Raw genomic sequence first — 14,305 nt, 5'->3', positions numbered from 1 at the left:
AGTTATAATGACAAAATATGATAAATTAGTACCACGTTTTTTGGATTATGTTAAAGTCGAAACACGTTCCGATGAAAATTCGATAACGATCCCCTCGACGCACTCACAAGTTGAGTTCGCCCAAAAACTAGCGGCTGAATTGACTGCGATCGGCTTAGAAAATGTCCGTATCTCAGCTAAAAGTGGTTATGTTTTTGCTGAATTAAAAAGCAATTTGGCCGATGATACCGGTGTAAAAAAAGTCGGCTTTTTAGCTCACATGGATACGGCTGATTTTAATGCAACTGATGTAAGACCACAGATCATTGAAAATTATGACGGGAAAAGTGATATCAAATTGGATCCAGCTGGCGCCTATGTCTTATCACCAGCTGAATTTCCAAGTTTGAAAAAATATCAAGGGCATACCTTGATCACCACTGATGGCTCAACTTTACTTGGGGCTGACGATAAAGCGGGAGTAGCTGAGATCATTACGGTCATGGAATATTTAGTGGCTCATCCCGAGATCAAACACGGGGATATCAAGGTCGGGATCGGACCAGATGAAGAGATCGGAACTGGCTCACGGCAATTTGATGTGGCCGAATTTGGGGCTGATATTGCTTATACGGTCGATGGTGGTCCTTTAGGGGAATTAGAGTATGAGACCTTTAATGGAGCGCAGGCTAAGGTCAAATTCATCGGCAAAGACGTTCATCCGGCGACCGCAAAGGGGATCATGGTCAATGCGATCCAGTTAGCAATGGATTTCCATGCTTTATTGCCTAAAGATGAAGTTCCTGAAAAAACAGAAGGACGTCAAGGCTTTTTCCATGTGCTTGATATGCAAGGAACAGTTGATCAAGCTAGTTTGACTTATATCATTCGTGATCACGATCATCAAAAATTTGAACAACGTAAACAATTGATGCAAGACATTACAGCTGAGTTAAATGAAAAATTGGGACAAGAGCGCGTTGTTCTTGAATTAAAGGATCAATACTACAACATGCGCGAAGTTATCGAAAAAGATATGACAGTCGTTGAACTTGCTAAACAAGCGATGGAAAATCTTGGTATCACACCAGAGATCTATCCTGTTCGTGGGGGGACAGATGGTTCAACGATCTCATTTATGGGCTTACCAACACCTAATATTTTTGCGGGGGGCGAGAATATGCACGCCCGCTATGAATACGTTTCTAAGCAAGTTATGGAACAAGCAGCTGACGTGATCTTAGAGATCATCAAGTTGGCAGCAACTAAATAGTTTTAAAGCGTGACAAGTAAGTCGCGCTTATTTGTGAAATGGGGTAGTTAAAGATGAATAATGAGGATAATTTGACTTCAGCAGTTCAAGCCGCATTGGGTGAAGCTCAACAGATCGCGATCACGCGTAAACAACAAGAGATCGATATTGTTCACCTCTTTAAATTTTTAGTGCAACCAGGTGAACTTGTTGGTGAGATCTATAAAAAAGCCGGGGTCGACCTTAAAAACTTTGAACAAGAGATCGACCGTGTCTTAGAACAATTACCAGTCATTTCTGGCAGTGTCCAATATGGTCAAGCATTTAGCACAAAGTTATTGCAGCTATTGCGTGATGCTGATGAGATCAAGCAAGAATTTGGCGATGAATACATCTCTTTGGATACTTTGGTCTTGGCTTTGATGAAACAGACCTATGATCCATTAGTACGGTGGTTGACCGAGCATGGTGTTACTGTTACTAAGCTACAACAGACCATCACTAAGATGCGAGCTGGTGAGCGGGTGACTTCTAAAAATCAAGAAGAACAATATCAAGCTTTGGAAAAATATGGGGTCGACTTAGTTAAACAAGTACGCCAAGGTAAACAAGATCCGATCATCGGCCGGGATGAAGAGATCCGTGATGTGATCAGGATCTTATCACGCAAGACGAAAAATAATCCGGTCTTGATCGGGGAGCCAGGGGTCGGTAAAACTGCGATCATTGAAGGTCTGGCGCAACGGATCGTCAGAAAAGACGTACCTGATAACCTAAAAGATAAGACGATCTTTTCTTTAGATATGGGCTCTTTGATCGCAGGCGCTAAATACCGGGGCGAATTTGAAGAACGCTTGAAAGCTGTTTTAAAAGCTGTTACCAAAAGTCAAGGACAGATCATTTTATTTATCGATGAGATCCATAATATCGTTGGGGCAGGGAAGACAGAAGGCAGTATGGATGCTGGTAATCTGTTAAAACCAATGCTTGCTCGAGGCGAATTGCATTTGATCGGAGCGACGACTTTAGACGAATATCGTGAGTATTTGGAAAAAGATAAAGCCTTAGAGCGTCGTTTCCAAAAAGTTTTGGTCAAAGAACCGACCGTTGAAGACACGATCTCAATCTTACGTGGACTAAAGGAACGCTATGAGATCCACCACGGTGTTTCGATCCATGATAGTGCCTTAGTGGCAGCAGCGACTTTATCTGATCGCTACATCACCGATCGTTTCTTACCAGATAAAGCGATCGATCTAGTCGATGAAGCTTGTGCTGAGATCAGAGTAGAAATGAATTCGATGCCGACCGAACTCGATCAGATCACGCGACAATTGATGCGTCAAGAAGTCGAAGAAGCGGCCTTGAAAAAAGAATCTGATCCCGCTTCTAAGAAACGCTTAGCTGAAATGCAAAGTGAGTTAGCTGAGTCGCGTGAGAAAGCTAACCAGTTAAAAATGCGTTGGGAAAGTGAAAAAGAAGACGTCCAAAAGATAAGTGATAAAAAATCAGAACTTGATCAGGCTAAGCATGAACTAGAAGAAGCAGAAAATAACTATGACCTTGAAAAAGCTGCTAAATTGCAACATGCTGTGATCCCAGAATTGGAGAAACAATTGGCCAAACTAGAACAAGTAAAGCGCCCTGATAATTGGTTAGTCGAAGAATCAGTGACCGAAGAAGAGATCGCTTCAGTCGTCAGTCGCTTAACAGGTGTGCCTGTAGCTAAATTAGTTCAAGGTGAACGGCAAAAGCTCTTACATTTAGCCGAAAATCTGCATAAGCGCGTGATCGGTCAAGATGAAGCGGTCGATGCAGTCTCAAATGCGGTCTTACGTTCCCGGGCTGGGTTGCAAGATCCATCTAAACCATTGGGCTCATTTATGTTTTTAGGACCAACTGGGGTCGGTAAAACTGAATTAGCTAAAGCCTTAGCCGAAGATCTCTTTGATTCCGATAAGCATATGGTTCGGATCGATATGTCAGAATACATGGAAAAAGCTAATGTTTCCCGCTTGGTCGGAGCTGCTCCAGGGTATATTGGCTATGAAGAAGGGGGACAATTGACCGAAGCGGTTCGCCGTAATCCATACACGATCGTATTATTCGATGAGATCGAAAAAGCTCATCCGGATGTCTTTAATATCTTGTTACAAGTCTTAGATGATGGTCGTTTGACTGATGGACAAGGGCGAACGGTCGATTTTAGAAATACGATCTTGATCTTAACATCTAACTTAGGTTCAGAGATCTTGTTAAATGATCTCGAAGCTGACGATAAGATCTCACCTGAGGCTAAAAAACAAGTATTGGATGTTGCTAAAGCCCACTTTAAGCCAGAATTTCTCAACCGGATCGATGATATCATCATGTTCTCACCATTATCGCTAAATGCTATTGGAAAGATCGTGGATAAATTCATTGCGCAACTATCAAACCGCCTTGAAGAACAAGAGATCAGCTTGACGATCAGTGATAGTGCGCGGCAATGGTTGGCTCAAAAAGGGTATGATCCTGCCTATGGAGCCCGCCCACTTCAACGCTTCATCACTAACCAAGTCGAAACACCATTGGCACGTGAGATCATTTCAGGTGAGATCTTGCCCCACAGTAAAGTTGAGATCGATCTAAGGGATGAAAACTTAGTCTTTAATAAGACAGTTATTGAATAACAAAAAACCGAGGCTACAACTAGTCTCGGTTTTTATTACTTATCAGTTTTTGTTGCCTTTTTTGGGCTTTTAACAAAAGCGAGTAGGCAATTTACGGCGATAAAGCCACCGACCATTGCGATCAGCCCACTTTGAAGTGGTTCAAAGGGACTACCGGAAAGTGCAGAAAGCACATAGCCGATAACTTCACCATAGATAAAGCCCCAAAAAAGAATTGTAAGTTGTTTTGCCATTTGACAACACCTCGCATTCTCATTAAGTAGTTTAGCACAAAGAATTTTAATTTACAACGAATGACTAGGGGCAATTTTAGTAGACTGTCGCAGTTATCTATCCGGTATTTTCCGTACTATGATAAAAAGGCGAACGTATTTTTGAAAAGATACGGACAAATTTGTATAATTAAGACAAAGACTTTTATTTAGAAAGGTGGCGGTCGTTTTGTTTGCACCATTACAAGTTATCAGTGCTAATAGTTTGTTAAAGAGCACTTTGCGTATTGAAGATTATGTCAAACGTGCTGCCGATCTAGGATACCAAAGTTTAGTTTTAAGCGATATCGATGTGATGTATGGTGTTTTAGATTTTTATCATGCCTGTCAAAAATACCAGATCAAGCCGATCTTTGGCTTGACATTAGAATTTGAAAGTGATGCGAAACTGTTATTGATCGCCAAAAATAACACGGGCTACCACAATTTACTCAAATTGTCTTCGCTAAAAATGACAACGTTCAAGCAAGAACTTCCAGATCTAGAAGAATTTTTAAAAGCGGTCATGACCTATAGTCAAGACCTCTTTATCATTTCACCAGCTAAGGAAAGCCTATTATTAAAATACTACGAACAAGCGGGTGCGATCTTAGAGCGTTTGAAACAAACTAAGACTGCTGGGATCTACTTAGGGATCGATCCACTCTTATCTAAACAAGAATTATTAGCGATCAAATTATTAGCTCAACAAACGCAGACAGCATTGATCGCTGCCAGTGCAGTTCATTATTTAGAACCAGCTGATTATTTTGAAGTCAAAGTTTTGCGAGCGATCGGCAAAGCAGAGAAGTTAGGTGGGGGATGGAATAAGAAAAACACTTTAGGCAAAAACTATCTCAAAGAGATCCGGCAATATCATGAAGAATATCAGAATTTGGGTTTAAAAAAAGCATTAGATGAAAATGCCAGGCTGTGTGATCTGGCACAAGTGACACTAGCTTTTCCCAAGACTAAATTGCCTCACTTTAAGACGCCTAATGGGCTAAGTGCTAAAGCCTATTTACAAAAACTTTGTCAAGAAGGGTTGCGGCAACGATTAATAGCTGATCAAATAACCGAGACCAAGCCGTATTTTGACCGGTTGAAGCAAGAATTAGCCGTGATCGATGAGATGGGCTTTGATGATTATTTTTTGATCGTTTGGGATGTAACTAATTATGCGCACAACAACCAGATCCGGATCGGCCCAGGGCGAGGCTCAGCAGCTGGATCGTTAGTTTCATATGTTTTAAAGATAACCGATGTCGACCCTTTACGGTATGGCTTGTTATTTGAACGTTTCTTAAATCCAGAACGAGCCCAAATGCCCGATATCGATCTGGATATTCCAGATGCTAAACGTGATCGGATCATCAAATATGTTCACCAAAAGTACGGGCATGAACATATGGCTCAGATCATAACCTTTGGAACTTTGGGGGCACGCCAAGCGATCCGCGATGTTGCTCGAGTTATGGGGTTGACGAGCTTTGAGATCGATGAATGGTCAAAAGCATTGCCTCATAAATTTAAATTGACCTTAAAAGAGGCCTATCAGGAATCGCAAAAGGTCAAAAATTTGATCGCTGATAGTCAAAGAAACGAAGTGTTGTTCAAAACAGCGCTTAAATTAGAGGGACTACCGCGACATTATTCGACGCATGCCGCAGGGGTGATCTTAAGTGATGAGGTCTTGAGCGACTTGATCCCAGTTCAATTAGGGACTGATCAGATCTTGTTATCACAGTTTGCTAAGGACCAAGTTGAAGAAGCTGGTCTATTGAAGATCGACTTTTTAGGCTTACGGAATTTGACGATCTTAGATAATGCACTTAAATTTGTCCGTAACGGTTACCAAGAAAAATTAGACCTAAAACAGCTCTCTTTAGATGATCCTTTGACTTTACGCCTCTTTCAAGCGGGACAGACAAATGGCGTCTTTCAATTTGAATCGACGGGGATCAAAAATGTTTTACGGCGTCTACATCCAACTTCATTTGAAGATGTTGCTGCGGTCAATGCTTTATATCGTCCAGGACCGATCGGAAATATCGATGAATTTATTGCGCGTAAACATGGAAAGCATCCTGTTAGCTATCCAGAAAAAAGTTTAAGACCGATCCTAGCTAAAACTTATGGGATCATGGTCTACCAAGAACAAGTCATGCAAGTTGCTTCAGCGATGGGAGGCTTTAGTTTAGGTGAAGCTGATCTCTTGCGGCGAGCGATCAGCAAAAAAGATCAATTGAAGATCGATAAATTGCAAGCGCGGTTTGTTATGGGAGCTGAGAAAAAAGGATATACGGTCGCTAGTGCGCTAGAGGTCTATGAGTATATGAAACGCTTTGGTAATTACGGTTTCAACCGCTCACACGCAGTTGCATATTCTAAAATGGCGTTTGAGTTAGCCTATCTTAAGAGCCATTATCCAGCTGCTTTTTTTGCTGCTTTATTGAATTCGGTGATCGGAAATGATAATAAGTTAAAAGAATATCTAGGTGAGATGCGCCAGTTCAAGTTACAAGTTGCTGGTCCAGATATCAACACCAGTCAGCTCTATTTTTCACTTAAGAACAAAAAGGTCGTCTTTGGCCTAGGATCGATCAAAACTTTACGCGGTGATCTGGTCAAAGCGATCTTACAAGAGCGCCGACAAAACGGTAATTTCAAGAGCTTGGCCGATCTTATTCGGCGTTTAGATAAAAAGCTCTTAAAAGAAGAACAACTAAAAGCTTTGATCTATGCTGGAGCCCTTGATCAAATAGAGTCAGATCGAAGCAAGCTATTATCACAATTACCGATGGTGTTGAGTAATATCGCTTTAAGTGGCGAAAATCAGACTTTGTTTGAGATGTTAGCGCCTAAAGAAGAAAAGTCGGCTGAAAAGCTCTCAACGGCTGAGCTTTTAGAAAAGGAATTTTATTACTTAGGGACGTATCTATCGGGACATCCAGTCGAAAAATATGCTTGGCTACGTCAAAGGCAACATGCAAAACTATTAGCAAAACTTATACCAAATGAAAATATCAAGACGGTCGTTTACGTTAAAAATAAGCGCGTGATCCGAACTAAAAAAGGCGAGCAGATGGCCTTTTTACAAGTTGCTGATGAAAGTGGTGAAACTGAATTGGTGATCTTTCCACGGGAATATCGGCGTTTTGCTACTTTATGTGAGCCACAAAATATCTTATTAGTAAGTGGAAAAGTTGAGGTGCGCAATGAAAGAAAGAGTATCTTAGTTTCAGATATGGTTGCTGCAACTGACATCAAAAAGCAATACTACTATTTACGTTTAGAAAGGTCACTAGCTGAGAAAACACGCCAGCAACTTTGGCAGATCTTGCGCGCCCATCACGGTGATGTTCCTGTAATCATAATCGAAGAAAATGAGAATAGGAAAATAATTTTGCAAGAAAATTTATGGTTACGTCCAGATGAAAGTACAAAAGAAGCGCTAACAACCTTATTAGGTAGCAAAAATGTCGTTTTGAAGTAATGAAAATTCATGAAAACTGCTTTTAAATTATTGGTGAAAATGCAATTTTTTACAAGACAACGGCGCTCAAAAGTGATAAGATTACATTTGGAGAATGTAGTACTACAATTATTACTTGAGGTGAAGAAATGAAACGCATTGGTATTTTAACAAGCGGTGGCGATGCCTCCGGGATGAACGCTGCTGTACGTGCGATTGCTCGTTCCGCTATGAATGCGGGCCTTGAAGCCTATGGTGTCAACTATGGCTACAAGGGTCTTGTTGAAGGTAACATTTTCAAGATGGAATCTTCCCAATTGGACGGTATCATCAATCGTGGTGGCACCATTCTTTACTCTGCACGTTTCCCAGAATTTGCAGAAGAAGAAGTACAATTAAAAGCGATCGAACAACTTAAAAAGTTTGGGATCGATGCTTTAGTTGTTATTGGTGGCGACGGTTCTTACCACGGTGCTTTGAAACTTACAAAGCATGGCTTTAACTCGATCGGTGTTCCAGGAACGATCGATAACGACATTCCAGGAACTGATTTCACGATCGGTTTTGATACAGCTGTCAACGTAGCAACTGATGCTTTAGATCGTATCAACGATACAGCAACATCACACCAACGTGTCTTTGTTGTTGAAGTTATGGGTCGTGGCGCTGGGGATATTGCATTATGGTCTGGGATCGCAGCCGGAGCAGATGCAATCGTTATTCCAGAACGCGATTATGACGTCAAAGCAATTGCTGATAAGTTGACTAAGAACCGTGAACAAGGTAAAGACCACGGCTTGATCGTCTTAGCTGAAGGTGTAATGTCTGCTAAAGACTTCAAAGAAGAACTTGACAAGCATGGTGAATTTGACAGTCGTGCAATTACTTTAGGCCACGTTCAACGTGGTGGCGTACCAACTGCTAAAGACCGCGTGTTAGCTAGTCGCTTCGGTGATTATGCTGTCCGTTTATTGCTTGAAGGCAAGGGCGGTTTAGCTATTGGTATTCGCGACAACCAACTTGTTGCAACTGATATCATCGATACTTTAGAAAACCACAAGCATGTGACAGACGTGTCATTGCTTGACTTGAACGAACGTTTGAGCTTCTAAAGTAGCAATTTATAGGTAGAGTTGAAACTACCTTAACAGGCAACTGTTTAAACTTTTGATATTTCAACGTAAAATGCAGAGCATTTAAGATTTTCAAAGGAGAGAATTAACTCATGAAAAAGACCAAGATCGTAAGTACACTTGGACCAGCTAGTTCAGATTTAGATACAATTTGCAAATTGATCGAAGCAGGCGCTAACGTCTTCCGCTTCAACTTCTCTCATGGTGACCATGAAGAACATTTAGGCCGTATGAACCTTGTGCGTGAAGCTGAAAAGGTTACTGGTAAGATGGTTGGTATCATGCTTGATACAAAGGGTGCTGAAATCCGTACAACTGTTCAACAAGGTGGCAAGCTTCACTTCAACATCGGCGATGAAGTTCGTATTTCTATGGATTCTTCTATCGAAGGTACAAAAGAAAAGATCGCTGTTACTTATGCTGACTTATACGATGATGTTCATGAAGGTGGCCACGTATTATTTGACGATGGTTTGATCGACATGAAGATCGAAAAGAAAGACGAAGCTAACCGTGAATTAGTATGTACAGTTCTTAACGAAGGTACACTTGGTTCACGTAAAGGTGTTAACGCTCCTGGTGTTTCCATCAACTTACCTGGTATTACAGAAAAAGATGCTGACGATATCCGCTTTGGTTTAGATAACGAAATCAACTTTATCGCTGCTTCCTTCGTACGTAAGCCTCAAGACGTTTTAGATATTCGTGAATTATTAGAAGAAAAGAACATGGAACATGTTCAAATCTTCCCTAAGATCGAATCTCAAGAAGGTATCGATAACTTTGATGAAATCTTGAAAGTTTCTGATGGTTTGATGATCGCTCGTGGTGACATGGGTGTTGAAATCCCAGCAGAAAATGTTCCTTTGGTACAAAAATCATTGATCAAGAAGTGTAACGCTGCTGGTAAAGCTGTTATCACAGCTACACAAATGCTTGATTCTATGCAAGAAAATCCACGTCCTACGCGTGCTGAAGCTTCTGACGTTGCTAACGCTGTGTTTGACGGTACAGATGCAACAATGCTTTCTGGTGAATCTGCAAACGGTGACTACCCAGTTGAAGCTGTTGCAACAATGGCTCGTATCGACGTTAAAGCTGAAAATGCATTACGTCAACACAAGTCATTCTCATTGAACGAATTTGACAAGACAGACGTTACAGAAGCAATCGGCCGTGCCGTTGCTGAAGCAGCTGACAACTTGAACATCAAGACGATCGTTGCTGCTACAAAATCTGGTCACACAGCTCGTATGATCTCCAAGTATCGTCCAGATGCTGATATCTTGGCAGTTACATTTGACGAACGTACACGCCGTGGTTTGTCTGTAAACTGGGGTGTCTTCCCTGTTGTTGCTGAAACACCAGCTTCAACAGATGAAATGTTCAACTTAGCAACAGAAAAAGCTAAAGAAGCTGGCTTTGCTAAGGAAGGCGATTTGATCTTGATCACAGCTGGTGTTCCAGTTGGTGAAAAGGGTACAACTAATGTTATGAAGATCCAATTGATCGGTTCTAAATTAGTTGAAGGTCAAGGTGTTGGTGACGAAACTGTTATCGGTAAAGCTGTTGTAGCTACATCTGCTGCTGAAGCTAACGAAAAAGCCGTTGAAGGTGCAGTTCTTGTAACAAAGACAACTGACAAAGACTACTTACCAGCTATCGAAAAAGCATCTGCTTTGATCGTTGAAAACGGTGGTTTAACATCACATGCTGCTGTTGTTGGTATCTCAATGGGTATTCCTGTTGTTGTTGGTGCTGCAAACGCAACTGAATTGATCGCTGACGGTGAAGTTGTAACAGTTGATTCTCGTCGTGGTATTGTTTACCACGGTGCATCAAACGCACTTTAAGCCGAACGCTTAAATTTATAATAAATAACTAGTTATCGGGCCCGCTTCGTTTGAGGTGGGCCTTTTTTTGTGTATACAGATACTTTTTTAATGATAGATCAAAAAAACTGCGTAATGAATAATATCATTACACAGTAAAAAGTATAGCGTCTATTTTTATTAGGCATTTAGATGTTGAATAAATTTTAAGTAAGCTTCCTGTTCACCAGTCGCTTGGATCTGGCAAACATCAGGAGTAACTGTGTTGTGGTGCAAGTGTTTTTCAGCAACTAAAATATCGTGAGTGAAAGTTGCATTACCGATCAACTGGATCTTAAACTGATCATCCAATTGTTGCACTTTAGTTTTGACCATTCCCCCAGGATTGAAGACTGTGATCTCTTGTGTGAGATCACATTGCTCAGGATGACTGAGATAAAAGGCTAAACTTGTAGCTGACATTCCAGTCCCACAAGCATTAGTAAAACCTACGCCCCGTTCATAAGTACGCACAAATAGTTTGTTTGGACCTAGGATCTGAGCAAAGTTGACATTGACGCCATCTGGGAAATAAGGATTTAGAGTATTTAATTTAGCACCCAACTCGCCTAAAAATGTTCCGGCTTTCTCAATATCGGGTACGAAACTGATCAAGTGGGGATTAGGTACAGCCATGATCGTAAAGTGTAATTTTTTCTGAGGTTCAAATTCCACTAAGGGACGGTCGATGATCTGCTCAGCTCCTAAGTTATCAAAGGGGAGGTAGCGCTTCTCAAAATGAACAGGTGAGATCTCAACACCAAATGCAGGAACATTAGGGGCTAGTTCAGCCTGCTTTTGAACTTCTAAGTCGCTTTGGCGAGTCTGGACTTTAAAAGAGGTCAGCGCGTGTTTTTCGGCCAAATAACGTGCAACTGTGCGAAGACCATTGCCACACATCGATGCTTCGCTACCATCAGCATTGATAACCCGCATTTGTGCCACCGTATTGGGAGTGGAACTCTTTTGAACGACTAAGATGCCATCAGCGCCCCCTAAGATACCGGTAGCTTTATCTGTGAGTGTTTTGGTCAATGTGACCAATTCTTGTTCAGTCAAAGGTGTAGTTAGTAATGTTTGATCTAAGATAAAAAAACTATTCTGTGATCCATGGACTTTTTTTAAATTTATCATGAATACTCCTCCAATTTTTTAAGCGAATAAGGGGACATTTTACCTCATCTCATATGGTGAGGGGTGATCTCGCTTTAATTTTTCGATAACTGAATTGTATCATTTTTTAATTAATAACAAGTATAAAATTCTAGATTTTTTATAAAAAAGTGGATTTTCAAAAAAATAATATTAAAATTCCTTGACGTATCACATTAAAAATTATAATATTATGTTAAATCGAAGAGGCGCAACTGACATGAGTAAAGACCCTTAGCTGCTATAACAGTGTTTGAATGGTTCTAAAAAGGGGAAGTTGCCGAAGCTTTAGGTGTTTATAGACGCTTGATGCTGGGCTGTGGTTTAAGAGATCACAGACTGTCGCAAACTAAACTTTGCGGAGTGCTATCGATCAAACAGAATTTTGCAATTATTCCAGCAAGATCTTTTTAGGCGATAGGACTAAAAAGATCTTTTTTTGTGCAATTTATTTTGGAGGAAAGCTTATGATGTTACCAACGAATAAAGCTGGTCATTTAACGATCGGCGGTGTAGATGCAGTCAGCTTAGCACATCGATATCAAACTCCATTAGTCGTGTATGATGTGGCTTTGATCAAGGAGCAGATCACTAAATTTAAACGAGTTTTTGAAGAACAAGCTGTTGAATATGAAGTCAGCTATGCTAGTAAAGCATTTTGTGCAGTAGCGATCTATCAGGTGATCAATGAATTGGATTGTCATACAGACGTTGTGTCTGGTGGTGAATTAGCAACTGCCTTAAAAGCGGGTTTTCCCGCTGAAAAGATCAGTTTCCATGGAAATAATAAATCGATCGCTGAACTTGAATTTGCGATCAAAGCAGGCGTTGGTGTGATCATCGTGGATAATTTTTATGAGATCGACCTTTTACAAAGAGTTTTACGGGAGCAAAATGCTAAAACTAAAGTCATCTTGCGTGTGACGCCTGGTATTTCAGCACATACCCATGAATACGATCAAACTGGCCAGACTGATAGTAAATTTGGATTTGATCTAGCTTCAGGTCAAGCTGACAAAGCTTTGACTCAGTTACTGGCTGATCCACAGATCACAGTTTTAGGACTCCATGCCCATATTGGGTCCCAGATCTTTGAATTAGGTGGCTTTGAGCTGGTGGGCCAAAAGTTGATGGAAGTGGCTCATTCTTGGAAACAAAAATACGGTTATACGACTAAGGTTATCAACGTTGGTGGTGGCTTTGGTATCAAATATACAGCTGAAGATGATCCTTTAGCACCAGAAAAGTTTGTCGAACAGATCATTAAGGTTGTAAAGCAAAAAGCTATAGAATATGAGTTAGAGCTTCCAGCGATTTGGATCGAACCAGGGCGTTCGATCACGGGACCAGGAGGATATAACTTATATACAGTAGGGGCAAGAAAAGATATTCCAGACCATCTATCATATTTAGCAGTTGATGGTGGAATGGGAGATAATATTCGCCCTGCCTTATATCAAGCTAAGTATACGGCTGTTTTGGCCAATGATCCAAACGCTAAAGTGACTCAGACAGTGCATTTAGCTGGAAAATATTGTGAATCGGGTGACATTTTGGTCGATAGAGCGACTTTACCTAAGACAAAACCAGGTGATATTATCGCATTGTTAGCAACGGGAGCATACGGTTATGCGATGGCCTCAAATTACAATCGCAATCCGCGTCCTGCAGTCGTTTTTGTCGAAAATGGGCAGGCTAAGTTAGTAGTCAAACGTGAGACTTACGCTGACTTATTGAAATTGGATCTACCTTATAAATAAAATTAAGAAAGGAAAGCTACTTTTTAGTGGTAGCAATTAAAGAAGATGGCAGAATTAAACGCACAAGAAATTATCAATTTTATCGCAAATGCAGACAAAAAGACACCAGTCAAAGTTTATTTGAATGCTCAAATCGCTGACCTTGATATCCCAAATGAGATCAAAGTTTTTAGAGGTGCAGATAGTGCCGTATTATTTGGTGACTGGCAGATCGTCAAACCATTTTTAGCTACTAACCAAACTAAGATCAAAGACTATGTGATCGAAAATCAAACGCGAAATTCCGCTGTACCGTTATTAGATCAAAAAGACATCAATGCCCGGATCGAACCCGGCGCTTTGATCAGAGACCAAGTCTTGATCGGGGACAATGCTGTCATCATGATGGGAGCGATCATCAACATTGGGGCTGAGATCGGTGCTGGTTCAATGATCGATATGGGCGCTGTTTTAGGTGGTCGTGCGATCGTAGGTAAGAATTGTCATATCGGTGCCGGCACTGTTTTGGCTGGCGTAGTCGAACCAGCTTCCGCAACGCCTGTGATCATTGAAGACGATGTTTTGATCGGCGCTAATGCTGTCGTTTTAGAAGGTGTCCGGGTCGGTAAAGGCGCAGTCGTGGCAGCTGGTGCGATCGTGACTAAAGATGTTGAACCTTACAGTGTTGTTGCTGGTGTACCAGCTAAATTTGTTAAATACACTGATGATAAGACAAAAGAAAAGACAGGTTTAGAAGATGATCTAAGAAAGTTGTGAGCAA

General features: G+C 41.0%; 9 protein-coding genes and 1 riboswitch. Of the genes, 7 read left to right on the top strand and 2 right to left on the bottom strand.

Annotation, left to right across the window (positions count from 1 at the left end; genetic code table 11):
• The first annotated feature begins 7 nt into the window (after nt 1-7).
• Together pepT and clpB are read left to right on the top strand one after the other, a co-directional pair.
• Nucleotides 8-1,252, top strand: coding sequence for a peptidase T (gene pepT, locus LMU01S_RS02080; protein ID WP_056958423.1), 1,245 nt, complete (start codon nt 8-10; stop codon nt 1,250-1,252).
• A 53-nt stretch (nt 1,253-1,305) separates the two neighbouring features.
• Nucleotides 1,306-3,903: an ATP-dependent chaperone ClpB gene (clpB, locus tag LMU01S_RS02075; protein WP_056958420.1), complete on the top strand. Its 2,598-nt coding sequence runs from the start codon at nt 1,306-1,308 to the stop codon at nt 3,901-3,903.
• 35 nt (nt 3,904-3,938) lie between these two features.
• Here the strand turns inward: clpB and LMU01S_RS02070 are convergent, their stop codons facing one another.
• Nucleotides 3,939-4,136, bottom strand: a complete 198-nt coding sequence (locus LMU01S_RS02070; RefSeq protein WP_004047900.1) for a YjzD family protein — start codon at nt 4,134-4,136, stop codon at nt 3,939-3,941.
• A gap of 208 nt (nt 4,137-4,344) precedes the next feature.
• Here LMU01S_RS02070 and dnaE point away from each other — a divergent pair, with 208 nt between their 5' ends.
• The 3 genes from dnaE (at nt 4,345) to pyk (ending at nt 10,615) form a co-directional block, all read left to right on the top strand.
• Entirely contained in the window at nt 4,345-7,650 is a 3,306-nt protein-coding gene (dnaE, locus tag LMU01S_RS02065) for a DNA polymerase III subunit alpha (RefSeq protein ID WP_056958418.1), read from the top strand.
• Nucleotides 7,651-7,778: 128 nt separating this feature from the next.
• A complete protein-coding gene (pfkA, locus tag LMU01S_RS02060) occupies nt 7,779-8,741 on the top strand; it encodes a 6-phosphofructokinase (RefSeq protein ID WP_056958415.1) in 963 nt (320 codons plus the stop codon).
• A 113-nt stretch (nt 8,742-8,854) separates the two neighbouring features.
• On the top strand, nt 8,855-10,615 hold the full coding sequence (gene pyk / locus LMU01S_RS02055) for a pyruvate kinase (protein ID WP_056958414.1): 1,761 nt from the start codon (nt 8,855-8,857) through the stop codon (nt 10,613-10,615).
• 159 nt (nt 10,616-10,774) lie between these two features.
• On the opposite strand, the gene dapF is transcribed toward pyk, so the two are convergent.
• Complete coding sequence (gene dapF / locus LMU01S_RS02050; RefSeq protein ID WP_056958412.1) at nt 10,775-11,767, bottom strand: diaminopimelate epimerase; 993 nt, start codon at nt 11,765-11,767, stop codon at nt 10,775-10,777.
• A 215-nt stretch (nt 11,768-11,982) separates the two neighbouring features.
• Nucleotides 11,983-12,162, top strand: a riboswitch (Lysine riboswitch).
• Between the two features lie 90 nt (nt 12,163-12,252).
• Here dapF and lysA point away from each other — a divergent pair.
• Nucleotides 12,253-13,545 (top strand): diaminopimelate decarboxylase, encoded by a 1,293-nt coding sequence (lysA, locus tag LMU01S_RS02045; protein ID WP_056958410.1) that lies wholly within the window; start codon nt 12,253-12,255, stop codon nt 13,543-13,545.
• A 45-nt stretch (nt 13,546-13,590) separates the two neighbouring features.
• Nucleotides 13,591-14,301, top strand: coding sequence for a 2,3,4,5-tetrahydropyridine-2,6-dicarboxylate N-acetyltransferase (gene dapD / locus LMU01S_RS02040; RefSeq protein WP_056958407.1), 711 nt, complete (start codon nt 13,591-13,593; stop codon nt 14,299-14,301).
• Nucleotides 14,302-14,305 lie beyond the last annotated feature (4 nt).

Origin of the sequence: Ligilactobacillus murinus DSM 20452 = NBRC 14221 (assembly GCF_001591685.1) — a bacterium.
GTDB lineage: Bacteria > Bacillota > Bacilli > Lactobacillales > Lactobacillaceae > Ligilactobacillus > Ligilactobacillus murinus.
Note: the sequence above shows the minus strand (reverse complement) of the source record. Positions and strands in the feature narration are given on the sequence as shown.